Origin of the sequence: Roseofilum capinflatum BLCC-M114 (assembly GCF_030068505.1) — a bacterium.
GTDB lineage: Bacteria > Cyanobacteriota > Cyanobacteriia > Cyanobacteriales > Desertifilaceae > Roseofilum > Roseofilum capinflatum.
Genome location: NZ_JAQOSO010000074.1, coordinates 106,626 through 131,059 on the forward strand (window position 1 = coordinate 106,626; position 24,434 = coordinate 131,059).

Below are 24,434 nucleotides of genomic sequence, written 5' to 3' on the forward strand. Positions count from 1 at the left end.
CTGATCGATATCCCTAATCGGGCATTGCAGATTAACCCTGAATTAAGGATGCCCAGATTTTCCCTAAAATTGTCTTGGATTGGATTAAGTTTTATTGCACAGATGAGGGGGACTCCTGTGCAGGTTGGGGCCAAATATAAATGAATCCCGAAATCCAGGTTAAGGCTACAGCGCTCCAAAATAGGATTAAGATGGGCACAGTCCAAGAAAGGGGAGTTGGAGCAATTAAAAAGGCGATCGCCGCAATCTGCACTACGGTTTTCAGCTTACCCCAGAGATTCGCACCAGAAACGGTAGTTTGATTCACCCGCCATCCGGCGATCGCCAATTCCCGCGCTAAAATCAGAAACACTCCCCAACCTGGCACTTCCCCCAACTCCACCAACGACAACAACGGCGCTAACACCAACAACTTATCCACCAAAGGGTCGAGAAACTTACCCATCTCACTGATTTGATCTAACCGCCTAGCTAAATAGCCATCCAACCAGTCCGTTCCCGCAGCCACCAAAAACACCGCCAAACAAAACCAGCGCCGCTCTACTGTCGGCTCTAGCAACCCGTAGAGCAGAAAGGGAACCCCCAGCAAGCGAGAAAATGTAATCCAATTGGGAAGCGTCATAATTACTTAAAAATTAAAACTGTAAAATTAAACCGGGTTTCTTGCCTCTGTTCCCTATACTATCCGAGGTTTTCCTAGAAGTCTGGTTTCTGAACCCCCTTTGAGAAGTCCAGCAAGATGTAACATTTTGTAATATCCAGCTCCTACGCCAAAGTCAATGCTGCAAGAGGCACGAAATGCTCGAAAATGAAGATGCTGAAGATCCGAGCATCAGCTATTTATGAGCATAAAAACTATTTCAACTCAACCGTTTACCGACCAGAAGCCAGGAACCTCCGGTTTACGCAAACAGGTTCTGGCCTTTCAACAACCCCATTATTTGGAAAATTTCATCCAATCGATTTTTGATAGTTTAGAGGACTTTCAGGGTAAAACCTTGGTGTTGGGTGGAGATGGTCGCTATTATAACCGAACAGCGATTCAGACGATTTTGAAAATTGCGGCCGCTAATGGCGTGGGTCGTGTTTTAGTGGGTCAAGGGGGGATTCTATCCACTCCTGCGGCTTCTTGCATTATCCGTAAAAATAATGCATTTGGCGGTATTGTTCTTTCTGCCAGCCATAATCCAGGGGGGCCAGAAGGGGATTTTGGTGTGAAGTATAACGTTAGTAATGGCGGGCCAGCTCCGGAAAAGGTGACCAGTGCCATTTACGATCGCTCCAAAACCATCGATCAGTATAAAATCTTAGAAGCAGCCGACCTCAATCTTGACCAGTTGGGTAGCTTCAAACTCGGAGATATGACCGTAGAGGTGATTAACTCCGTTGCTGACTATGCCGAGTTGATGGAGTCTCTGTTTGATTTTAACGTCATTCGCAACTATCTAGCCTCTGGCCAGTTTCGCATGTGCATGGACTCCCTGCACGCCGTCACCGGGCCCTATGCCAAGGAACTGTTTGAAAACCGGCTCGGCGCACCTGCGGGAACGGTGCAAAATGGGGTTCCTCTAGAAGACTTTGGGGGCGGACATCCTGACCCTAACCTAGTCTACGCCCATGATTTGGTCGAAGTTCTCTATGGAGACAATGCGCCCGATTTTGGGGCAGCTTCCGATGGAGACGGCGATCGTAATATGATCCTAGGAAACCACTTTTTTGTCACCCCTAGCGATAGTTTAGCCGTCCTCGCCGCCAATGCCACCCTCGTCCCCGGCTACAAAGACGGCCTCGCCGGAATTGCCCGCTCCATGCCCACCAGTGAAGCCCCCGACCGAGTTGCTGAAAAACTGGGCATTGACTGTTACGAAACCCCCACCGGCTGGAAATTCTTTGGTAATCTTCTTGATGCTGGAAAAGCCACCCTTTGCGGCGAAGAAAGCTTCGGAACCGGTTCCAATCATGTGCGGGAAAAAGACGGACTTTGGGCTGTTTTATTTTGGCTGAATATCCTGGCCGTTAAAAAGCAATCTGTCGAGGAAATTGTCCGCCAACACTGGCAAACCTACGGTCGAAATTACTATTCCCGTCATGACTACGAAGGGGTAGACTCTGAACCCGCCAATACCTTAATGGAAAACCTGCGTTCCTTAGTCCCCACCCTCCAAGGTAAACAGTATGGCAACTATGAAGTCAAATATGCCGATGACTTCAGCTATACTGACCCCATTGATGGGAGTGTGGCCAGTAAGCAAGGGATTCGCATTGGCTTTACCGATGGCTCTCGGATTGTCTTCCGCTTATCGGGAACGGGAACCCAAGGAGCAACCTTGCGCCTGTATTTAGAGCGGTATGAACCCGATTCTAAAGCCCATCATCAAGACCCACAAGAGGCTTTAGCCCCCTTAATTCAATTGGCTGATGAAATTGCCCAAATTCGCACGTTAACCGGACGGGATAAACCCACTGTTATTACTTAACATCCCGTTTTAAGCAGTAGTGGCTTGGCAAGCTTAAAACTGTAGGTTGGGTTGAACGAAGTGAAACCCAACTTTCGTCAGACGGGTGTTGGGTTTCGTTCCTCAACCCAACCTACACTCTTACCCCCAATTTTAAGCTTGCCGGTCCAGTAGGGTGGGCAGTGCCCACCCTACCAATTAATTAGAATCTTTTCAAGAAATGGATTGAACACAATAGGAGATAAATTAAGTGTTTATGGTCGCCTTAGAAACGATTAAATTATTTCAAAAACAACCCGAACCTCGCTATTTTAAGGCGGGAGATATTATTTTTGAAGATGGACATAAAGGGGAACATATGTATGGCATTATTAAAGGAACCGTAGAATTAAAAGTTAATGATAAAGTCGTAGAAACCATTGAACAGGGAGATGTGTTTGGAGAAGGTGCTTTAGTGCATCATGAAGGCACTCGCGCTTCTACCGCAGTGGCTAAAACAGATTGTACTTTAGCTTTTATCGATAGAAGGCGCTTTTTATTTGCGGTGCAAGAAACGCCAGAATTTGCCCTAGAGGTTTTACGGAGTTATTCCGATCGCCTGCGACGGCTCAAACGGCATGAAATGTAAGCGCTACGGGTTGGTAATGGGTAATGGGTAATGGGTAATAGCCCATCCTCCCCATTCCCACAGGAAAGCGCAAAGCACTGTATTCTGACGGTGTTACTTCAATCCTAAAATAATCCTTAAACTTTTTCGCCATCCCCCCTAAATTTTTAAGAGTTATTTAAGTTCAGTCCTGGAAAAAATTTCTTAAGATTAAGTTGGGTAAGTCTAAGTTATCAACACCTTACTCGATTTACAGACATTTTAGGAGATAATTATGAGTCAGACGCTACTCGAACAACTGCGCCAAATGACGGTTGTGGTTGCCGATACGGGGGATATGCAATCCATGGAGAAATTTACCCCCCGCGATGCGACGACGAACCCCTCCTTGATTACCGCAGCCGCTCAAATGCCGGAATATCAAGAGATTGTGGATAGTACCCTGAGAAAAGCCAGAAAAGATCTAGGAGATGCAGCAGGGACTCAGGAGGTGGTTCAATTAGCCTTCGATCATTTAGCTGTGGACTTTGGAGTAAAAATTCTGGATATTATTTCTGGACGGGTGTCTACGGAAGTGGATGCTCGCTTATCCTATGATACGGAAGCGACGATCGCCAAGGCTAGAGATATTATTGCCCAATATGAAGAAGCTGGGGTCTCTCGCGATCGCATCTTAATCAAAATTGCCTCCACTTGGGAAGGCATCAAAGCGGCTGAAATTCTGGAAAAAGAAGGCATCCATTGTAATTTAACTCTCTTGTTTGGCTTGCACCAGGCGATCGCCTGTGCCGAAGCTGGAGTCACCCTGATCTCTCCCTTTGTCGGTCGCATTTTAGACTGGTACAAGAAAGAAACCGGACGGGATAGCTATCCTCCTGCCGAAGATCCGGGGGTATTGTCGGTCACTCAAATTTACAACTACTACAAGAAATTTGGCTATCCCACGGAAATCATGGGAGCCAGTTTCCGCAACATTTGCGAAATCACCCAATTAGCTGGATGCGATTTACTCACCATATCCCCGAAACTCTTGGCTGAACTGGATTCAACCAGTGGCGAATTGCCGCGCAGACTCGATCCAGAAGCAGCGAAGGGAATGGAGATTGAAAAAATTCCCATGGATAAGGAAACCTTTGAGAAAATGCACGCCGAAGATCCGATGGCTTCAGAAAAACTCGACGAAGGAATTAAAGGATTTTCTAAAGCCTTAGAAGAGCTAGAGAGTCTATTAGCAGAGCGTTTAAATCAAGTCGAAGAAATGGTTACTGTTTAATCTGTAGCAAAAGGTAGTAGGGGCGAAAATTTTTCGCCCCTACCGATAGGGTATTTAAGAGCGCTGAAGTTTACCTAAGTCTCCTCGTTGCTCTAAGCTAAACTCAGGATGCACTTTTAAGAACTGGCGCACCCCTTCGCGAACTTGTTGCCCCCAGAAATCCTCTCCCATATCATGGAGAATAATCGCCCCATCGGTTGCGAGATGGGACGCTAAAAGGAGCAGATCGCTAAGTACGGCTTCTGTGTGGTGATCGGCATCGAGGAAAACGACATCAAAGGGGCTATGAGTTTGACAGACTTCTGGGCCAAGGGTGGCATAATGGTCTAGATTAACGCCATAATCGGTAACGTTTTGGCGATCGCCCTTATCGGGGAAACAGCAAGAGAAAAAGCCCTGATAGATCTTAACGCGATCGCGAACTCCCACATGGGTGAGCGCTGCTTCCACAAACGATAGCATGGTTTGCGGGTAGTCTGGGATCTCAAATTTTCGCACACACAACCCATTCATCAAACCCGTCGGCAAACCAGGATCGACACAGATCATTTCAGAGTCAGGAAAACACAGGCTTAACACCACAGAAGATACACCTACAAACGTGCCCACTTCTAGAATTTTTTCCGGACGTTTGTGGGGACAAAGCTGCACCAAAATCTCTGCATCATCGGGTTTTAAGGAAGCATTTTCCACAAACTCTCGATTGAGTCCTGCTTGGTCTAAGAAAGCAAGGGCCAACTGGCGAGCCTCTTGGGGAGACATGGAGGGTTTCATGATTAGGTATGCCTCTATAACCGGCGTAAAAATTCCAGGGGTAAGCCATCCCGATCGGCAATAAAGGCCACCTCATAAACCTGATTGCCAATCATTTGTTGCATGGGAGCCAATAATATTTTTAGGGGAGGAAGATCGGGACAAGCCGTCACTTTTTGCTGTAACTCCTGTAACCAGCTTGGTAAATCCGAGGCGCGATCGCTTAAATCAAACGATAAATGATAATATCCAGTATAATGCTCATCCCCAAACGCATCAGCCGCCGGACGAGGTTCAGGAATTTGGATTAACTCAATCCGTCCTCCCAACCCTTCCAGCCAACAAGCCAAGGTCATCCCTGTGGTAAAGCGCTCAGTCACCTCAAATCCGAGGATCTCATAAAAGGCGATCGCCTGATGGATATTACCCGTGCGAATTGAAACATGGTGCATGGTCATACACCCTATTCAAACAAACGGAAATAGGGATAACGTACCGGTGCGCCCGGTTCCTTATCCAAGTCAAAATTAATCACCTCCCAACAGGGTTCTTGGGAGGGATCGGGACTAAATTCAACCGGCAACCCATATAATTTAGGCGTTTGGGCATCTTCCCCATTGCGCCAAGCTGAATTGCGCTCCAAATAGGCATAAATTAAGTCCTGATAGCGCCGAGCAATAATAATTTTAGTTGCCCGATACCCTTGAGTATAAAGCCGGTCTAAAGCCTCATGGATCTCAAAGCGAATTCCATCGGGATGGGTATGTTGTCGATACCATTGGTCTTTCCAGAGTCGCCAATGACGGCCAGACTGGATATGGAGTAACTCCTTCGTCTTTGGATCAGATTCAAACGCGCCATGACGAGGACAAAGATAGGTATCCGTCAGCGTCAACGCTGGAATGGTTTGACGACAGTGAGGACACTGTATCTCTGGCCCAAAAACAGGATATTGAAACGTGGGGTTGATCATGAAGCGTTTTTTGCCACAACAAATCGCACTTTGTGATTGTATTATAACCAGGAGAATTTTGCTGTATTCTTCTCTGGTTGTTATTTGAGTCAAAACCCAATATGAATCCCTCCGATCCCATGTTTCCTACCTACTGGGAAGCCCCAGACACCTCTTCTGCGGCGTTTATTGCTGCGAATGCCACCCTAGTGGGCAATCTTCAATTGGGCTTAGGCTCTAGTGTCTGGTATGGGGCAGTGGTGCGGGCAGATGTCGAGCGTATCGAGATTGGAGCCTATAGCAATATTCAAGATGGAGCCATTTTACATGGCGATCCGGGTAAGCCGACGATTCTAGAAGAGTATGTCACGGTGGGCCATCGGGCGGTGATCCATAGCGCTCAGATCGGGCGAGGATCGTTAATTGGTATTGGCGCAATTGTTCTTGATGGGGTAACGGTGGGTGAAGGGTCGATTGTCGGTGCAGGTGCAGTAGTCACTAAGGATGTGGCTCCCTTTTCCCTGGTGGTGGGAATGCCTGCCAAGCGATCGCGGGAAGTCACCCAAGAAGAAGCGGATCATTTAATCGAACATGCTCAGAAGTATTATCAGTTAGCCCTTGTTCATGCTAATCAGGGTACAGATTTAGGCTTCACAGAGTCCTTATAGCTTCGAGGACTCCAGGATGCGATCGATTTGCACCCATAACTGGGATTGAGTCGAGCTATTGTTTAACAGGCGATCGGCTTTTTGGCATTTTTGCGCTAAAGGCATTTGACTGTCGATTCTCATCTGTGCCTGTTCTAAGGTTAACTGATTGCGCTGCATCAACCGCTTGAGTTGTTGTTCCTCAGAGCAGTACACCACCCAAATTTCCTCGACCAGATCGCTCATCTGGGCTTCAAACAGGAGGGGAATGGAGAAGACGAGGGTATCCTGGGGAGAGGATTGGTTAAGGATAGTGTAGAGGCGATCGCGCACATAGGGATGAATTTGCTCCTCTAACCACTGTCGCTCTGTGGAGTTCTTAAACACAATCTCCCCCAACTGCTGGCGATTTAATCCCCCCTCCGGTAACTGAATCGACTCCCCATATCGTTGCACAACGCGCTCAAAAATCGGCGATTCCGGTTTTACCGCTTCCCGCGCATAAACATCCGCATCAAACACCGGCAAACCATAGCGTTTTTCCAGATATTCAGTCACCGTACTTTTTCCCGTCGCAATTCCTCCAGTAATTCCAATTTGCGCTTGTTTTCGACTCATTGATCGATCGTCCCTTGTCATTTTGATCTTCATCATCTAAAACATTAGCTAACCCAAAAGTTCTTGAATCAATGTTTTGAACGTTCTGATAGCTATTTTCCAATTCAGCCGAGACTCGTATTCCTGAAATGAAGACAGAGCCAAAGACTGATACGCTTCTCGATTGTGTAGCATCTCTAGGATATACTCGCTATAAACTGAACTTTCAGTTTCCAAGGAAAATGTCTTTCCATTTTTTCCATCTTGAATAATCGTCGGAATTCCACCAATATTAGTGCTGACACAAGGCACACCATAGGAATTAGCCTCGATTAAAACATGAGGAGAACAGTCGGCTAAAGTGTGTAATATTAAGAAATGAGACGCAGAAAATAAATGATCGAGTTGTTGTTGTCCAGATGTTGTGGATTTATCGATATATCCAATAATATTAACAAAATCGAGACTTGATACCCATTTAGGGGGTTGACATCCCACTACATTTAAGTCTGTTTTTACTCCTGCATTGTTTAAGTTTTTGGCAACTTCTACCGCAAAATCCCCTCCTTTGCGTTCCCAATCTACACCGATAAATAACAGTTGACATTGATCGGGGTTTCGGTTTTGAATCGATAATTCAATATCGGATAAAGTTCTTGTACTTTTCAGATTCGCTCCCCAAGGGATAACGCTCACTTTCTCAGAGGGCAAATTATAAATTTTCATTGATTCCTCGGCAGCCCAATCGGATGTGAAAATCAGGCGATCGCACCGATCAAAAGCTGACTTTTCTAAGCGATAAATATTTCTTGTTGTTTCACCAGACAAATTATTTAAATAAGAATAAAAATTGATTAAACTCCCTAAAGGTGCATCTGTCCATAGAACTAGAGGTTTAGGGCTTTTTAAGTAGGCAAAAGGAATCGCATTTTCTGGACAGAGTGCCAGCCTAGCAGCAGAATTACATAACTTTTTCTCAATTTGTTTAGCATAGGATTTCAAAATTACAGGTTCTGCCCAACTATAATAATCTTGTTTAAATAAATTGCGATAAAATAGCCATTTTAATCGTGTGACGGGAGTCTTATATTTTTCTAAAGGGCCGAGATGGTTTAAGGTAAAGTCTTGTGCTTGAAATTCTTGAGACAAATAAGAACCAGCAGTATACATTCCCATATGTTGCTTGGGCCAGCTAGAGGGCTTAAATACATCATAGGTAGTTATATAATCGAGTTGCATTATTTTATCTCATCTTAAGGTTTTTTGATTAGATCTTGCATCAGCTTATAAGCTAATTCTCCAGCCTTGTCCCAATTGAGGCGATCTTGATATTCTTGGAACGAAGAAGTGGCTAAATCCTGATAAGTTTCCCAATCATAGAATGTGGATTGAATATACTGGTGATACTCTTCAATTTTGGCATTGAGAGCAAAGGTTTTACCATTTTTACCTTCCCGAATTAATGTGGGAATACCTCCCACTTTCGTCGATAAACTCGGCAGTCCGAAAGAGCTTGCTTCCCGGATGACTGCTGGTGTTACATCTGCTCTGGAGGGTAAGATCAGAAAATGAGACTGGGCAAAAATTGAGTTGAGTTGTTCTCGTCCCTTATCTGTGGATTTATCAATAAAATCGATCGCGGTGACAAAATCCGGTATCGTTTGATCGGTGGGTGGACGGGTTCCAACAATGGTTAACTGAACCGGAAATCCAGATTGATGTAGCGATCGCCCCACTTCTAAGGCAATATTACCCCCTTTGCGATACCAGTCTACACCGATAAACAACAGATGGCACGTGGCTTTCGACTTCCCACCAATGATATGCTGAATCTCTTCTGGGGTGCGATCGCACTCCATATTTGCCCCCGTAGTCACCACCTTTAGCTTGTTGGCGTTAACATTATATAGTTTTTTGGCTGTTTCTGCTGCCCAATCCGAGGAAAAAATAGCCAGGTCAACATTCTGTAATGCTCGGAAATCAATGGCTTTTAAATATTGCTTAGATCGCCAGCATGTATTTCGATAGACTTCTGGAATTCCCCCACAAGTGGTGTCTGTCCACAAGACTTTGGGACAGTTATACTTTAAGTAAGCTAAAATAAGAAGATTGGGAGAAAAAATAATATCAGGTTTCCATAATTCTAATTGACGAATAATTTGCTGGCAATAGTTTTGATTCACCGAAGGTTCCGCCCAATAGAGATACTCTTGTTGAGAAAATATGGTTTCATAAAATCGCCGTTCTAACTTCGCAAAAATTGAATGCTTCTGTTGTAGCGCACCAATATATAAAAACGACTCCGCCTGCTGTTCCAACATTTTCGCCATCCAGTAGTTGCTTCCCCAGTTACCAACCGAGCCACGGGGCCAACTTTTGGAGTTGTATAGATCCGAATGGGTTACAAATGCGAGTTTCATTTCAACAATTCCTAAAACTTAAATTGACTTAGAACATAAACTTTGATAAAATTTTATGGTATCGAAACTTAATTGTTTCCAATCTAGTTGTTCTAAAGGAGCTTGTTGCGATCGCGGTTTTTGTATCCATTCTAAACTTTCTTTGAGCAGATTAGCATTTAACTCATTTTCATAGACTTTTACCCAATCATAACCAACCCAGGTTTGCAGTTCAGCCATGGCTCCTTGATTCGGAACCAGGATCGGACAATCGAAGGATAAAGCTAATAAAGCGCTTCCAGAATTGAGGATTTCTGCAAATGGAAGGACAACTAAATCGGCGGCTCTATAATAAAATTGCAGCTCTTCATTAGGGACATATCCGAACAGCAGACGAATTCGGGAATCTTGATGAGCAGACTTTTCGAGTTCCCCTTGCATTTCTGGAAGATCGAGACGGCCAACAATGAGTAAAATAGCGTCAGGATCGTTTAATTCTCGAAAGGTTTGAATTAGGAGGGGAATATTTTTATAGGGGGCAATGTATCCGAGAAATAGGATAACATTGGAGGTTTGGGGAATATTGAGCTGATTTCGGGCAGTGGCGCGATCGCACTCATCGGCATATTCTCCCCGATAATGACCATGGGGAATTATCCCACAAGGACGCTCTCTGAGGCTAGGATAGCATTCTTGGGCAAGCTCTTTGCCTATCTGACACATGCTGATATAGCCATCAATGCGCTTGAGCAGTTGCCCTTGAAACCATTCTGCTACTTTGGGATGAAGCACAATATGGGGAATTTTATCGTGAAATGTCCAAACAATTCGAGTTCCTCTAAATTTAGCCCAATCAATTAAGGCTAACATCATCCGAGCGCGAACCCATGCCATTATGGAACTAGGATGGCGAACAATCGTTTCCGCAGCCCAATGGAGATGAAAAATATCATAGCGCTTGCTCAGTAACCGCTTAAATGAAAACTCTTCCACCTCGACTCCTTGTTGAGCCATGGGTTGATATAATAACCAATTATAAGGATTAAGATATCGAGTTTTGAACGCCGGCCAAGCAAGCACTTTCATAAACTTATACTTTATCTAGATATTTATTTTTCCACAAATAGAATGGACTTTTCAAGCTATTCACCAGCATCTCCAATCGACAAGCAGCAGTCAAATTGGATTTAACTTGAGTTCGGTAACGCAAAAATAATAGAATCATTCTTCTGATATCATTGACCATATACATGGGATAAATTAATGGTCTTTGCCAAGGCTTAAAATTAATGGTTCGAGTTACATAGCGACTCAAGCCAATTCCCTGAAGTAGAGAGAGTAAGTAGGAGCGCTGTAAACGAGAATCTGGAATTTTATGATCGATTTCCATTTGGGGATTGTACCAAATTTCCCAGCCATTTTTGCGAAGGTAAGATAAAGTCTCTAAATCTTCAGAGGTTAACCAACTTCCTTCTACTCTTCCAGTTAAAATCAGGTTTTCTGGGACGCTAGTCAACCAAGCTTGTTTGCGAACCACTAACCCCGCACTAGGAGGTAATAGATTATTTTTGGGACTGTATTCTAGGGGCTGATCTCCTCGTTCGACAATGGCCAAAAATCTGAGAAGGGGTTTAACCTCTTCTGAAGGGGGAGATTCAAATTGTCCATGAATTTGACTGCCAAATGCGCCCGCTTGGGGATACTCTTGTGCGAACTTCAAGGCAGAATATACCCAATTGTCACTCGGCAAATTATCATCATCTAAGAAGCCAATTAACTCAGACTCCGATTTTTTCACCGCTCGCTGGCGAGCAAACGCTGCGCCTTGTTCGGGTTCAAACTCATATCGCAAAGGAATGTTTAAATCCCAAGTTTTTTGGTACTCTTGGAACACTTGAGCGGTGCTGTCTGTACTATTATTATCAACTAGGATAATTTCCCAACTCAGGGACTCAACCCCAGTTTGTTGGCGCAACTTATCCAATACTTCTGGAAATCGGTTTGCGCCATTATAGGTGGGAATTGCAACTGTAAATTGGACAGACATTGTTTACTCTCCTTACTCGGAGACAGATGCAACCGGTTCGGGTTCTGGGGATACAGTGGCATCCTTGGGTTTACTGAAGGTTAATGCACCGTCTTGGCAATCAATGATAATGGTATCGCCTTCTAGGAAAGTATTGTCTAAAATTTGGGTGGCGATCGCATTCTCAACCTGTTTTTGAATCGCCCGCTTCAAGGGACGGGCCCCATACACCGGATCGTAGCCCGCCTCCACCAAATGGTCAACCGCCGCCGGGGTAATCTTCAGCGTAATCTTCTGTTCCGCTAACAACTGCTCGGTGCGTTTGAGTTGAATATGGACAATATTGCTCAATTCCCCTTTACCCAAGGCATGGAAGAGGATGATATCATCGACGCGGTTGAGAAACTCCGGTCGAAACTGCTTCCGCAGTGCCTTTTGTACCCGTTTCCGCATCTCCTCATATTGGCTATCATCGCCAGAAACATCTAAAATATGCTCCGATCCAATATTACTGGTCATCACAATCACCGTATTGCGGAAATCAATTGTCCGTCCTTGGGAGTCCGTAATTCGACCATCATCGAGGACTTGCAGCAGAATATTAAATACATCTGGATGCGCCTTTTCCACCTCATCCAACAGCACCACAGAATAGGGACGACGACGGACTTGCTCGCTCAGTTGTCCCCCTTCCTCGTATCCCACATATCCCGGAGGCGCACCGACTAAGCGGGAAACGGCGTGTTTCTCCATATACTCGGACATATCAATTCTGACCATGGCTTCTTCCGAGTCGAATAAACTGGCAGCCAAGGATCGCGCTAATTCCGTTTTTCCCACCCCTGTCGGCCCCATGAACAGGAAGGAACCGATGGGACGACCGGGATCTTTCATTCCGGCTCTGGCGCGGCGTATGGCTTCAGCAACTGCCTGTACAGCCTCATGCTGACCGACGACGCGCTCGTGTAAATAGTCTTCGAGGTGTAGCAGTTTTTGCCGTTCAGATTCGAGTAAACTATTAACCGGAATTCCCGTCCACTTGGCGACAATTTCGGCAATATCTGCTTCTGTGACTTGTTCGCGCAATAGAGTCGATCCCGTTTCTTGCAAGGCTTGTAGTTGCCCTTCTTTAGTTTCTCGCTCCCGTTCCGTTTTCTCTAATTTGCCATATTTGAGTTGGGCAGCCCGATTTAAATCATAGGCTCGTTCGGCTTGTTCGATTTGCACGCGCAATTGTTCTTCTAATTCTTTGAGGATCTTAATATCATCGATCAGTTGCTTTTCCATTTGCCATTGATCGTTGAATGTCTTCTGTTTTTCCTTGAGTTCGGTAATCTCTTGCTCGATGCGTCTGACTTTTTCTTGGGGTTCCTTCAACTGTTCCCCATCTAGGGAGATTTTTTCCATCTCTAGCTGCATGATTCGGCGATCGATGGTTTCCAATTCCACCGGTTTCGAGGTAATATTCATTCTTAATTTAGCGGCCGCTTCATCAATCAGATCGATCGCCTTATCGGGTAAGAAGCGATCAGTAATATACCGGTTCGATAACTTCGCCGCCGCAACTAGGGCTGAGTCCGTAAACTTGACGCTATGGTGGACTTCGTAGCGGTCTTTTAATCCCCGCAGAATGGAAATGGTATCCTCAACACCAGGTTGATCGACATATACTTGTTGAAAGCGCCGCTCCAGGGCCGCATCCTTTTCAATATAATTGCGGTATTCATCCAGGGTGCTTGCCCCAATACAGCGCAATTCGCCCCGCGCTAACATGGGTTTGAGTAAATTGGAGGCATCCATGGCGCTCGACTGTCCGGAACCAGTTCCCACCACCGTATGCAGCTCGTCGATAAACAGGACAATTTGCCCTTCGGAGTGGGTGACTTCCCGCAAAACTGCCCGCAGTCTGGCTTCAAATTCTCCCCGATATTTGGCTCCAGCGATTAAACTGCCCATATCCAGGGTGATCAGTTGCCGGTTTTTCAGGGACTCTGGCACTTCATTATTAACGATACGCTGTGCTAGGGCTTCGGCGATCGCCGTTTTTCCCACCCCCGGTTCCCCAATAAGCACCGGGTTATTTTTCCGTCGGCGCGACAGGACTTGTATCACCCGCCGAATCTCCTCATCCCGCCCGATAACCGGGTCTAGATTGCCCGATCGCGCCAATTCTGTCAAATCTCGCCCATACTTCTCCAAAGCGTCGTAGCGGTTCTCTGGGGCTTGATCGGAGACCGTTTGACTGCCGCGAATATCCTTGATCGTTTGCTCCAGTTGCGTGCGGGTGCGGTTAAACCGACGCACCAATTCCCGGCCAATCCGTTGATCTTCGGCTAAAGCGAGTAAAATATGCTCGACGGAAATATATTCATCATTCCAGGTTTGCCGAGCAATTTCAGCTTCATCGAGCAGCTTATCTAGACTGCGACCGAGATAGAGTTGGTCAACATTGTAGGTGGTTTTCTGCCGCGCATCAAACTGGGTCAATTGCTGTAATAACCGCGCTGGGTCAATTCCCGCCTTTTCTAAGATAGTTTTCGCCAGGCCTCCTTGCTCCAAAAGAGCGATCGCCACATGCTCGACTTCCAACTGCTGATGTTTCCCCCGTCGAGCGATATCCTGAGAGTTGACAATGGCTTCCCAAGCTTTATTGGTAAATTTAGATGAGTCAGTTGGTTGCATGGTTAGGATAATTGGCGATCGTTTCGCTATAAGCTTATCTATTATAATGATCAATTCTGTAGGGGCGAACGGCCGTTCGCCCCTACATCACCTAATTAAGTGGGCAAGGTGGGCAGAACCAGCCGCAATATCGTTCAAATTTCACAATACTCTCCTGCCCACCCTACGATAATTTACTGTAGGGGTGGGTTGTGCAAGAGCTAGGAGAGTGGCGATCGCCCATCTGAACCCACCCCATCAGGCTAATGTTTGGTCTTTTGCTACAGTGTTAACCATACCCAACTTAGAGCGATCGCCATGTTTAATCTTTCTCGTACCCGTTCCCTAAATCAGGTTCAAGAAGCCGTTCCAGCCCTTCTTGATGAGTTAAAAACCGATAAAACACCGATTGTGATTACCCTGGATGGTAAAGCTGCGGCTGTACTGCAAGATGTTGAAAGCTATCAAAATCTGCTCGACAGACTAGAATTATTAGAAATGATTGTCGGGATTCGGAAAAGCTTAGAAGAATTTGAGCAAGGAAAAGGAATTTCGATCGATCAAGCATGGGAACAGTTTCAGCAAAAACATGACTTACCAAGTTGAAATATCTCCTACGGCAAACCAAGATATAGAAAATATCTTTCTTTGGCTCCAGCAAAATATCCCCAATCAATCTTATCGCTGGGTTCGGGGATGTTATGAAATCATGCTGACACTTGAGAACTTCCCTAATCGTTGTCCCCTGGCTCCAGAAAGCGAATATTTAGATATAGAAATACGTCAACTTTGGTATCAAAAAAAGTATCGTATTTTGTTTAGTGTGACCGAAAATGAAGATCGGGGAACGGTTCAAATCCATAGAGTCAGACACGGATCTCAAAAACAGATTGAATCTTTAGAGGAATTTTTCAATGATCGGGAAGAAGGAAATGAGTAATACCAATCCTTTCAAGATAGTGCCACGACTAGCGAGATTATGAGATTGCTTCACTCCACTGAGTTCTGTTCGCGTTTCACGCAAGCTTCGCTTTCATGTCGGCGACAGCCGAAACGCTGACATACTATAACTGATCCAATGGACTTGATATGACAGTTTATTATGGCGATCGCCCATCTGAACCCACCCCATACCGCTTTGTACCCTGGCGGGGGGCGGGTTTAGGAGATGGGATCGCTGATGATTTACTCAGAGCAGGAATTCCCCAAAATAAAATTGTCCTCGGATTTTATCTTCCCCATATCCGACGTTATACCGAATTTGCGGTCAATTAAACCAATTCTCCTATGTATCGTTGTTAACCTGACTCAGGTCAGGTTAAAATAACGATTGATTTTCCTCTCTTCTCCTCCATGTCTATTCAGGCTCAACCTCCTATTTTTCTCGTGGGCTGTCCGCGATCCGGGACAACCTTTTTGCAAAGCGCGATCGCTGCTCATCCAACGATCCATTCCTTTCCCGAAACCCAGTTTTTCAAGCACTTAACTCCTCACAACCCCTTAAAAGCTCAATTAGGGTTAGTGGCTCGGAGTAAGATCCGACCGAAACTGATCTCTTTTTTCCAAGAAATCAATCGTCCTGACTTAATTTCTACCATTCCTCAGATCCCCTATAAACCTATTTATATCAATTATTTTATTAATCTCTTGCAATCCTTAACTCATGAGCAAGGCAAAGATCGCTTCTTAGAAAAAACCCCAGAACATCTCTATTACATTCCGGAAATCGAGCCGTATGTTCCAGGCGTGAAATTCATTCATCTCTTTCGTAATGGCACTGATGTAGTTGCCTCCTTGTATGAAGTCACCCATCGCTACCCGCAACGTTGGTGGGGAGTGTGGACTCTTGATTATTGTATCGATCGCTGGCTGGAAATGGTTGCCCTGAGTCAAACTTATCTAGACCAGCCTCATCACTGTGCCGTTCGCTATGAAACACTTTTGCAAAACTTTAGTGAATGCTTGCAGCGCATTTGCCAGTTTCTCAACATTGAATATAGTGAAGCAATGATCGACAACTATCATCACTCTTCAAAGTTCTTGATTAATACAACGAGTAGACAAGTAGAGAACCAGATTAGAGATATTAGTACAGTTAGCTCAAAATTTGAATCCTTGTTTGATGAGTCACAACGAGAGTATATTATCGAGAGAGTTTCTGCTGTTGATTTAGAGACGATTCCGTTTCTGTAACAAGTCATTGCGTTTCTGCTTCGCGGACATGAAAAGCGCTCTGCTGGCAAGCATTGAAAATCAAGACTTGAAAACAGAAGAGTTTCAATTCTTACTCATTACTGATTACTTACATCGCCCGTTTTACCCATCCCCCAATCCTCCACCAGACCCTAAGACAACTTCATGAGAGCATCCGTAAGCATCGGCGGCAACTTTCTCAGCACCTTACCCCGTTGGCGATCGATCGCCACTAATGTCACCTGAGCCGTTAGATAACGTTCCTGACCATCTAACGAACAAATTTGACATTGTATGATCTGGCGAACCCCCGTAATTTCCGACAAACGAGTTTTCAAGATCGCCCTCATCCCCAACTGAAGCGGTTGATGATAGCGCACCGACAGATCCACCACGGGTAGATCGCATCCAATAGCCACCAATTCCGCAAAATTGAGACCAATGGAGCGGAAATACTCTACCCGCGCCTCCTCCATCCATTGGATATAAGTTCCATGCCAAACCACACCAGCATAGTCCGTATGGTGGGGATAGACACACAGGGGATATTCAAACCAAGGGCGATCGCCAGGATCGGCCGTTGGCGGGGAAACCGGTACAATTCCAGAAGTTGGGATCGGTTTGTCTGACACTTTTCTTAAGATTCTACGTTCAAACTTCAGATTATCCTTAAATCATAAGAAAAATTTCCTCAATACAGGTGGAATTACTCCTATGTTCAAGAAAATTTTAGTTGCCGTTGCCGGCCGAGGCCTATGCGAACAAATGATGAACATGCTCCTGGAGATTCCCTCAATTCAACGGGAAGCTCAGGTGACCGTTCTTCATATTGTTCCCAAAAAATCTAGCGAAAGTGCGATGGCCAGTCGGTTGGAAGAAGGGGGCAAAATCCTAGCTGAAGCCGTGGCCTCCCTCAAACTCGATGAAGACCGGATTAATCCCCGACTCAAGCAAGGAGACCCCAAGCAAACCGTTCTGGATGTGGCAGAAGAAGAAAACTCTGACCTGATTATCATGGGTTCTCGTGCCCTGGGTCGTCTGCAATCGATCCTGCAACAATCTGTGAGTCAATATGTTTTCCAGACCACAACCCGTCCCATGCTTTTGGTCAAAGATGATGTGTATGTCCAACGCATCAATCGGGTATTAGTCGCTCTCGATGGTTCAGAAACTGCCCAGGAGAGTCTCCGGGTTGCCCTGCAACTGTTGCAAGAGGTCTCTGGGGGTTCTCTAACCCTGCTTCATGTGAATCCAGAATCAAAAATTCCCAGTCCCGATCAAGACCCGATTTTAGTCGAAGCAGCCCAGAAAGCAAAAGCCTTTGGAGTCAATACGGAACTGCTCCATGCTGTGGGTAATGCCGGTGAAAAAATTTGCCAGCTTGCCGAAGAAAAAAATGCCGATTTAGTGGTGTTGGGTTCTCCAGACCGTCGGCCCTCAATTGCCAAAGGATTACCCGATCTCGACCGCCTATTGGGATCTTCTCTATCTGACTATGTGCGCGTTCAGGCCAACTGCCCGGTATTACTGGTCAGAAGTTCCAGTAACTAGGGATTGGAGCCATAAAAAATGCTGAGACGTTTCTCATCTCAGCATTTTTCATTCATCTAACCGTGAAACATCAGGACAATCAAGTGCCTTTATTCTCACGACTAGCGGTTTGAATATAGAGGATCAACAAAAATACAGCAGGAACCAGAACGAATAGGATGCTGGCCACAAATCCTAAATCATTGACTTGCATGAGCTATAGGCCTCTTGTTATCTAAGGGTTACATCCCTACCTAGAATAACCGAAATTTATCCCCGGTTGAAATAGTTTACGGCTTGGTTTTCACACTGACGGGGCCATTGACCACGGTTTGACAGGCTAAACGGTAAGTTTCAGGCTTTTTCTTGAGCTTTCGTTGTTCAAAGTCAGTCTTAGGAGAAAGGTTTTCCATTCCCTCGACAATCTCGACGATACAAGTCCCACATTGACCGACTCCGCCACAGTTGGTCATTTTACCGATCAGCTTATAGATATCGATCCCTTTCTCCAGAGCTTGTAAGCGCAAGTTGGCTCCATCGGCGGCGATCGCCTCCTGATTCTCATTGACAAATTTGATGTTAGCCATGATCACCTCTTGTTTCTTCTCGTTAAGAATTATAAAGAAATGTTGCGCTTTTGGGTATAGTTATGATCAAAATCAACAAGAAACTAGCGTAATCGATTTCAGCTTGCAATCGGTTCCATCACTGGTTACAATTCGTTATATTCGTTCTCATGAAAAAACCAGCGCTCATGAAGAGAAGTCTTGACGGCTCTGAATTGAGAAGCTGATTTAATATTACGGTAGACTCAGCGTTGAGCTTCAAGGTTCTACCGAAAAAACGAAAAACCACTTGAGTTGATCGTCGATTTATAAGTCCTAAAAGGAGGAGCGTAGTCAATGGGACTACCCTGGTACCGAGTACATACAGTCGTCCTGAATGATCCAGGCCGTCTAATCGCTGTACACCTGATGCACACTGCCCTGGTTGCAGGGTGGGCTGGCTCAATGACCTTGTATGAGTTAGCTATCTATGATCCTAGCGATCCTATCCTTAATCCTATGTGGCGGCAAGGCATGTTTGTCATGCCCTTCATGGCCCGTCTAGGAGTCACCGATTCCTGGGGAGGATGGAGTGTTACGGGTGAATCCGTATCCAATGTTGGCTTCTGGTCTTTTGAAGGCGTAGCCGCAGCCCACATCATTCTATCCGGCTTATTATTCCTAGCCGCTTGCTGGCACTGGGTCTACTGGGATTTGGAACTCTTCACCGACGCTCGTACCGGTGAACCTGCCCTAGACCTGCCCAAAATGTTTGGTATTCACCTATTTTTGTCTGGACTGCTGTGTTTTGGCTTCGGAGCCTTCCACGTCACTGGCCTATTTGGGCCAGGGATTTGGGTGTCCGACCCCTACGGCTTAACCGGAAGTGTCCAGGCGGTCGCCCCAGAATGGGGCCCGGCGGGATTTGACCCCTTCAATCCGGGGGGAATCGCCGCTCACCACATCGCTGCTGGTGTGGTTGGTATCATTGCTGGATTATTCCATCTCACCGTTCGTCCCCCAGAGCGCCTCTATCGCGCCCTGCGGATGGGTAACATTGAAACCGTACTTTCTAGCAGTATTGCTGCCGTGTTCTTTGCTGCCTTCGTCGTAGCAGGAACCATGTGGTATGGTAGCGCCGCCACTCCCATTGAACTCTATGGCCCCACCCGCTATCAGTGGGATCAGGGCTATTTCCGGCAAGAAATAGAACGCCGAGTTCAAACGAACCTAGCCAATGGCGATAGTCCATCAGAAGCCTGGAATAAAATTCCAGAAAAACTAGCTTTCTATGACTATGTAGGAAACTCTCCAGCCAAAGGCGGTTTATTCCGGGTTGGGCCGATGAATGATGGTGATGGGATTGCCCAAAACTGGCTCGGACATCCCGTATTCAAAGATAGCGAAGGTCGCGTGTTAAGCGTGCGCCGGATGCCGAACTTCTTTGAAACCTTCCCCGTTGTCCTCACGGATGAAGAAGGTGTAGTTCGCGCTGATATTCCCTTCCGTCGAGCTGAATCTCGGTATAGCTTCGAGCAAACCGGGGTAACGGCAACGATTTATGGTGGTGAACTCGATGGGCAAACCATTACTGACCCAGCTAAGGTGAAGCAAATCGCTCGGAAAGCCCAATTGGGTGAACCGTTTGAATTCGATCGCGAAACCTTGGGTTCGGATGGTGTATTCCGCACCAGCACCAGAGGTTGGTTTACCTACGGTCACGCCGTATTTGCTCTGTTATTCTTCTTCGGTCATATCTGGCATGGTTCTCGGACTCTATACCGAGATGTATTTGCCGGAATTGATTCCGATATTGAAGAACAAGTTGAATTCGGTGTGTTCGCTAAACTGGGTGACACTACTACCCGTAAAGAACCGGTTTAGTAGACTGGCGAACCCCTTAAACGGGGGTCAGCATCAAAACCCATAACGGAAAAAGTAGGAGTAGGCCAATCTACTCCTACTTTTTCTTGGTTTCAAAGTAAGATAAAATAAGGGCAATTCATCCATTACCCCATGGGGACGTTAAACTATGGAAAGCACCGTTTATATATTGGTTCTAGCATTAGCTTTGGGCACAATTTTCTTTGCGATCGCCTTCCGCGATCCCCCGAAAATTGGTAAATAAGACGCTCCCATGAGGGATTTTGTCTCAATCTAGGAACAGTCCATCCCGCAAAGAGGCTCAAGGATTTAATCATTATGCGATGTCCATTTTGCCAACATACCGATAGTAGGGTTTTGGAATCGCGCTCTGCCGAAGCTGGGCAAAGCGTGAGACGGCGGCGAGAATGCCTACAGTGTAAACGCCGCTTTACCACCTATGAACGGATAGAATTGGTTGCAATTACGGTCTTGAAACGGGATGGACAACGGGAGTCGTTCGATCGCTCAAAACTGCTCAGGGGAGTGGTGCGATCGTGTGAAAAAACAGGCATTGATTTGGCGACGTTGGAGCGACTGGTTGACCGGATTGAAACCAATTTGCAACAACGCACTCAACGAGAAGTCAGCAGTTGCGAAATAGGCGAGCAGGTGTTACGCCATTTGCGCCCCCTGAGTGAGGTCGCCTATATTCGGTTTGCATCAGTCTATGGAAAATTTCAAGGGATTCGGGATTTTGTAGAGACTCTCAATCATTTGCAATCTCACCCGATCGCCGAGCAAGCTGCGCCAAAGTCCGATGGGACGGAGCCTGAAAACTCGATTTCGTCACCCGATCCTCAAAGCGATCGTCAATGGGTTTGTACTCCCTTAGATTACGTCTAACTTGAATTAGGATGACCCAGATGACCGAAAGGGGCGAATCTGACTACACTTCCATAGAAGCATTTGATAGCGCAACAGTTAGTGAAACGTTAATTCGGTTAACTCGGCCCTGGACAGTCCATCGCCCCATGGAAAGGCACTCTTGTCCAGAAGCTCTGCAAATGGCCATGGAGCAATTGATGATCCTGATCGAACAACTGCGATCGCCCCAAGGGGGTTGGCCAGAAAATTTACCCTTTACAGAAGAAAACTTGCTTCCCTACATCACAGAAGAAGTTTATGAAATCTTAGAGCATCTCTATGAGATCGATCCCCCCCAGATCCGCCAATCCCCCCAAGACTCAAACTGGCTAATAGAAGATCTCAGTGTCCAACTGCTCTGGAGCATTGCCACCAGTTCCTATGCTCTCATGCAACTTAGTGGGGGTGTACTGGCCCAAACTGGCGAAACCAAGGGACTCTTGCGCGTAGTTCCCATTCTAGAAGTGCAAGCGGATTCAATTGGATGGGCCATCGATTTAGCCACCCTAGCCCCTCCTCCCCTCCCTCCCGATCCACAAACTCAGTTCCAAATCCTCACACCATCGATCGCTACCCCCATCTCCTGTGCCGATCTGCTCCAAGAATGTCACGACAATCTGCATACTCAGACCCCCCATTTGCAAACCTGGACGGAACCTGAATTGGTCGATATTCTCGAACCGGGTAAAGATTGGGTCTCCGGTACGGTGCAAGTTAAGCTGGGTTTAGAGTGGATAGCAGAAGCAATGGAGCCAGATCGTCATCCGAGCGATCCACCGATTCAGATTCGCTGGACTGATCCCCAATTGATTGCTGCTTATCGTCAAACCTTGCTTTCTACGGCCCTATTTCCGGCCCTCGATCGACTGGGAAAGTTAGACCCCCTAGAGACAGAGAGTCCCTTAAAGGCGATCGCCATTACCCAACAAGTCTTAGCCCATCTTAACCTCTGGCAAGAACAATCGAGTCCCAAAACCATTCCTTCCCCCTTCCACTTTCAACTGCTCAAAGAGAGCCTGGAACTCGATCCCCAAGTCTCCTTAAACCAATGGATGTCCTATCTACTCTGGGAACTCACCAGCTTATCCTATGACTTAATGCAATTCCTCGGCCAAGTCCCGGCCTGCGTGCTACAACCGGAATGGGGATGGGATGCAGGAACCTTGCGCTTAGTTGCGCTGCTGAATGTCAAATCCATTGACCAAGATCTCCAAATTGACTTAGCCACAGGACAATCCTACACTCCTAGCCATTTTTGTTTGATGAATGATGCCATCATAGAATTGTCCTTGAGGGAAAATGAATCCAAATTAACCCTACAAACCGATCAGTTTTTAGAACAGATTCAAACAGAGATCGAAACCGTAAAACCTGCCCTGGGTTTACTCTTTTCCGGTACTGGGATAAAAATTGCCGCATCCGGTCAACCCTGGAAATTGGGACTGGTTCAGCTTACCCTAGTGACTGAGTTTATTCCTGCCTAAGCACACAGCAACGGTTTTTACAACGCCATAAGTGTGATTTAATTCAATATCAACAGTCCTACGATCTCAGAGCGCTCAAAGCGCGTTTACTGCAACGATTCTAATCATGTCTCTATTTCCTCTTATGCCGATCGCTGCCTTAATGGTGATGAACCTCAGCCCCGGTCTGCATCTTTCCCAACTTCCTTCTTCCCTAGAAACAACGTCCTGGCAATGGATAGATTGGACTCAAGGGAATACAACTCAACGGCCCCTTGCTCAAGCTCCCATTACCCTGATATTCAAAGAGGGTAAAGTGAGTGGATTTGGCGGATGTAACAATTACTTTTCTAGCTACCAAGTGGACGGCGATCGCCTTACCCTAGCCGAGTCCTTTGGCCGTACCTTCAAGGCCTGTGGGGATCTCTCCGAGCAAGAAGACCAATTTCTAGAGCGTTTAGGGCAAGTCGAGAGCTATCAAATTAACCCGGATGGAGAACTCTATCTGTTTTACCCCCAGAATGGGGAAGTAGGGCAAATGCGCTTTAGACCGATTCCCGAACTCTCCGAAGCTCAGTCTTCGTTTACCGATCTTCCTGCCAACCATTGGGCCCGGGAGTTTATCATGGCCCTAGTCGAGCGTAACCTAATGTCCGGGTTCTCCGATGGTACATTCCGCCCCGACGATCGCCTCACCCGCGCCGAGTTTGCCAGTCTTCTCCAGAAAACCTTCGATCTGCCCCAGGTGCGTAAGCGCGTCCAATTTCGAGATGTTCCCCAAGAGTTTTGGGCCCATGGAGCGATTGCATATGTAGCCACGACCATTCCCCAGCTCATGGGAGGTTATCCAGGGGATCTCTTTCGCCCAGAAGAGCCGATTTTAAGGGTTGAGGTGGTGGTAAGTTTGGCAAATTTATTGCGGGACGTGCCAGAGGTGGAAGTCAAACGGCTGTTGGAGCGTTATGAAGACTGGGAAGACATCCCCGATTATGCCTTAGAAAAAGTGGCGATCGCGACAGGGCAGCAGATGGTGGTCAATTATCCTCAAACTGGGCAACTGCGTCCCCAGGAATCCACCACCCGTGCAGAAGTGGCAGCCCTGGTGTATCAAGGCTTGGTACAAATTAATCAAGCGCCCGAAGTGCGATCGCCCTATCGGGTTAATCCTTAAATTGATGGTATTACAGTACAAGATTGCTCTCTTCTCAGGCTATTCTGGATCGCAGATCGCCTATAGCTCAAAATCCAACAGTCCCCAGGGAGCATCTATAGATTCAGAAAAATTGGGACTGTGCAACAAATTTCTCGGCAGAACTATCAGGGAAGAGATATCCCTAAATCCCCCAAGCCAATTTTTATCCCGATTAGTCATAAAAAATCGCGTTACTCTAAACAGAAGAAGAGGCTTGTGACATCGGGGATTGAGGGGCAAAACCCACCTTTTCCCCTTCGGGTTCCGACCCATTCAATCTGTCCCAGTCCCCTAGCCTGTGGGATCGGCGATCGCTCAGGGATAGGGTCTTAGGGGTCATCCACCGCTCT

27 protein-coding genes are annotated in these 24,434 nt (G+C 46.3%); 14 read left to right on the forward strand and 13 right to left on the reverse strand.

What is annotated here, in order from left to right:
• Positions 1-91: 91 nt before the first annotated feature.
• Entirely contained in the window at positions 92-622 is a 531-nt protein-coding gene (gene pgsA / locus PMG25_RS12760; RefSeq protein ID WP_283767286.1) for a CDP-diacylglycerol--glycerol-3-phosphate 3-phosphatidyltransferase, read from the reverse strand.
• 220 nt (positions 623-842) lie between these two features.
• Between pgsA and PMG25_RS12765 the strand changes: the two genes are divergently transcribed.
• The 3 genes from PMG25_RS12765 to PMG25_RS12775 all read left to right on the forward strand — a co-directional run bounded on the left by PMG25_RS12765 (position 843) and on the right by PMG25_RS12775 (position 4,336).
• On the forward strand, positions 843-2,477 hold the full coding sequence (locus PMG25_RS12765) for an alpha-D-glucose phosphate-specific phosphoglucomutase (protein WP_283767287.1): 1,635 nt from the start codon (positions 843-845) through the stop codon (positions 2,475-2,477).
• A gap of 235 nt (positions 2,478-2,712) precedes the next feature.
• On the forward strand, positions 2,713-3,084 hold the full coding sequence (locus PMG25_RS12770) for a cyclic nucleotide-binding domain-containing protein (RefSeq protein WP_283767288.1): 372 nt from the start codon (positions 2,713-2,715) through the stop codon (positions 3,082-3,084).
• Positions 3,085-3,337: 253 nt separating this feature from the next.
• Positions 3,338-4,336, forward strand: a complete 999-nt coding sequence (locus PMG25_RS12775) for a transaldolase (protein ID WP_283767289.1) — start codon at positions 3,338-3,340, stop codon at positions 4,334-4,336.
• 54 nt (positions 4,337-4,390) lie between these two features.
• Here PMG25_RS12775 and PMG25_RS12780 read toward each other — a convergent pair whose 3' ends face one another.
• The 3 genes from PMG25_RS12780 to PMG25_RS12790 are packed head-to-tail and all read right to left on the reverse strand — an operon-like array spanning position 4,391 to position 6,062.
• A complete protein-coding gene (locus tag PMG25_RS12780; RefSeq protein ID WP_283767290.1) occupies positions 4,391-5,110 on the reverse strand; it encodes a class I SAM-dependent methyltransferase in 720 nt (239 codons plus the stop codon).
• A 14-nt stretch (positions 5,111-5,124) separates the two neighbouring features.
• A complete protein-coding gene (locus tag PMG25_RS12785) occupies positions 5,125-5,541 on the reverse strand; it encodes a VOC family protein (protein WP_283767291.1) in 417 nt (138 codons plus the stop codon).
• 11 nt (positions 5,542-5,552) lie between these two features.
• Complete coding sequence (locus tag PMG25_RS12790) at positions 5,553-6,062, reverse strand: TIGR02652 family protein (protein WP_283767292.1); 510 nt, start codon at positions 6,060-6,062, stop codon at positions 5,553-5,555.
• A 119-nt stretch (positions 6,063-6,181) separates the two neighbouring features.
• On the opposite strand from PMG25_RS12790, the gene PMG25_RS12795 reads away from it, so the two are divergent.
• On the forward strand, positions 6,182-6,709 hold the full coding sequence (locus PMG25_RS12795) for a gamma carbonic anhydrase family protein (RefSeq protein WP_283767293.1): 528 nt from the start codon (positions 6,182-6,184) through the stop codon (positions 6,707-6,709).
• Here the strand turns inward: PMG25_RS12795 and coaE are convergent.
• From coaE to clpB, 6 genes are read right to left on the reverse strand one after another with little or no spacing between them, the layout of a single operon-like run.
• A complete protein-coding gene (coaE, locus tag PMG25_RS12800; RefSeq protein ID WP_283767294.1) occupies positions 6,704-7,306 on the reverse strand; it encodes a dephospho-CoA kinase in 603 nt (200 codons plus the stop codon). The genes PMG25_RS12795 and coaE overlap by 6 nt on opposite strands.
• Before the next feature lie 48 nt (positions 7,307-7,354).
• A complete protein-coding gene (locus PMG25_RS12805) occupies positions 7,355-8,524 on the reverse strand; it encodes a glycosyltransferase family 4 protein (protein WP_283767295.1) in 1,170 nt (389 codons plus the stop codon).
• 14 nt (positions 8,525-8,538) lie between these two features.
• A complete protein-coding gene (locus tag PMG25_RS12810; RefSeq protein ID WP_283767296.1) occupies positions 8,539-9,705 on the reverse strand; it encodes a glycosyltransferase family 4 protein in 1,167 nt (388 codons plus the stop codon).
• Positions 9,706-9,723: 18 nt separating this feature from the next.
• Positions 9,724-10,770, reverse strand: coding sequence for a glycosyltransferase family 4 protein (locus PMG25_RS12815; protein WP_283767297.1), 1,047 nt, complete (start codon positions 10,768-10,770; stop codon positions 9,724-9,726).
• A gap of 4 nt (positions 10,771-10,774) precedes the next feature.
• Positions 10,775-11,731, reverse strand: a complete 957-nt coding sequence (gene hpsE, locus PMG25_RS12820; RefSeq protein WP_283767298.1) for a hormogonium polysaccharide biosynthesis glycosyltransferase HpsE — start codon at positions 11,729-11,731, stop codon at positions 10,775-10,777.
• 12 nt (positions 11,732-11,743) lie between these two features.
• The gene (gene clpB / locus PMG25_RS12825) at positions 11,744-14,392 is read right to left on the reverse strand and encodes an ATP-dependent chaperone ClpB (RefSeq protein ID WP_283767299.1); all 2,649 of its coding nucleotides are present in this window, start codon (positions 14,390-14,392) and stop codon (positions 11,744-11,746) included.
• Positions 14,393-14,641: 249 nt separating this feature from the next.
• On the opposite strand from clpB, the gene PMG25_RS12830 reads away from it, so the two are divergent.
• The 4 genes from PMG25_RS12830 (at position 14,642) to PMG25_RS12845 (ending at position 16,564) form a co-directional block, all read left to right on the forward strand.
• Entirely contained in the window at positions 14,642-14,977 is a 336-nt protein-coding gene (locus PMG25_RS12830; RefSeq protein ID WP_283767300.1) for a type II toxin-antitoxin system Phd/YefM family antitoxin, read from the forward strand.
• The gene (locus tag PMG25_RS12835; RefSeq protein WP_283754825.1) at positions 14,961-15,311 is read left to right on the forward strand and encodes a type II toxin-antitoxin system RelE/ParE family toxin; all 351 of its coding nucleotides are present in this window, start codon (positions 14,961-14,963) and stop codon (positions 15,309-15,311) included. The genes PMG25_RS12830 and PMG25_RS12835 overlap by 17 nt, the downstream gene beginning before the upstream one ends.
• Before the next feature lie 149 nt (positions 15,312-15,460).
• Complete coding sequence (locus PMG25_RS24685; protein WP_283767301.1) at positions 15,461-15,646, forward strand: element excision factor XisI family protein; 186 nt, start codon at positions 15,461-15,463, stop codon at positions 15,644-15,646.
• A gap of 78 nt (positions 15,647-15,724) precedes the next feature.
• A complete protein-coding gene (locus PMG25_RS12845) occupies positions 15,725-16,564 on the forward strand; it encodes a sulfotransferase family protein (protein ID WP_283767302.1) in 840 nt (279 codons plus the stop codon).
• Between the two features lie 152 nt (positions 16,565-16,716).
• On the opposite strand, the gene PMG25_RS12850 is transcribed toward PMG25_RS12845, so the two are convergent.
• Positions 16,717-17,196 (reverse strand): acyl-CoA thioesterase, encoded by a 480-nt coding sequence (locus tag PMG25_RS12850; protein WP_283767303.1) that lies wholly within the window; start codon positions 17,194-17,196, stop codon positions 16,717-16,719.
• An 82-nt stretch (positions 17,197-17,278) separates the two neighbouring features.
• Between PMG25_RS12850 and PMG25_RS12855 the strand changes: the two genes are divergently transcribed.
• Entirely contained in the window at positions 17,279-18,115 is an 837-nt protein-coding gene (locus PMG25_RS12855) for a universal stress protein (RefSeq protein WP_283767304.1), read from the forward strand.
• Between the two features lie 79 nt (positions 18,116-18,194).
• Here the strand turns inward: PMG25_RS12855 and psbM are convergent, their stop codons facing one another.
• Together psbM and PMG25_RS12865 are read right to left on the reverse strand one after the other, a co-directional pair.
• The gene (gene psbM, locus PMG25_RS12860) at positions 18,195-18,308 is read right to left on the reverse strand and encodes a photosystem II reaction center protein PsbM (protein ID WP_283753020.1); all 114 of its coding nucleotides are present in this window, start codon (positions 18,306-18,308) and stop codon (positions 18,195-18,197) included.
• Positions 18,309-18,384: 76 nt separating this feature from the next.
• Positions 18,385-18,681: a 2Fe-2S iron-sulfur cluster-binding protein gene (locus PMG25_RS12865; protein ID WP_283767305.1), complete on the reverse strand. Its 297-nt coding sequence runs from the start codon at positions 18,679-18,681 to the stop codon at positions 18,385-18,387.
• Positions 18,682-18,996: 315 nt separating this feature from the next.
• Between PMG25_RS12865 and psbB the strand changes: the two genes are divergently transcribed.
• From psbB to PMG25_RS12890, 5 genes are all read left to right on the forward strand, one after another.
• Positions 18,997-20,523, forward strand: a complete 1,527-nt coding sequence (psbB, locus tag PMG25_RS12870; protein ID WP_283767306.1) for a photosystem II chlorophyll-binding protein CP47 — start codon at positions 18,997-18,999, stop codon at positions 20,521-20,523.
• Between the two features lie 148 nt (positions 20,524-20,671).
• Positions 20,672-20,767, forward strand: a complete 96-nt coding sequence (locus PMG25_RS12875; protein ID WP_271936322.1) for a photosystem II reaction center protein T — start codon at positions 20,672-20,674, stop codon at positions 20,765-20,767.
• 74 nt (positions 20,768-20,841) lie between these two features.
• Complete coding sequence (gene nrdR, locus PMG25_RS12880) at positions 20,842-21,408, forward strand: transcriptional regulator NrdR (RefSeq protein ID WP_283767307.1); 567 nt, start codon at positions 20,842-20,844, stop codon at positions 21,406-21,408.
• Positions 21,409-21,428: 20 nt separating this feature from the next.
• A complete protein-coding gene (locus PMG25_RS12885) occupies positions 21,429-22,913 on the forward strand; it encodes a hypothetical protein (protein ID WP_283767308.1) in 1,485 nt (494 codons plus the stop codon).
• A gap of 106 nt (positions 22,914-23,019) precedes the next feature.
• Positions 23,020-24,063: an S-layer homology domain-containing protein gene (locus tag PMG25_RS12890; RefSeq protein WP_283767309.1), complete on the forward strand. Its 1,044-nt coding sequence runs from the start codon at positions 23,020-23,022 to the stop codon at positions 24,061-24,063.
• Positions 24,064-24,434 lie beyond the last annotated feature (371 nt).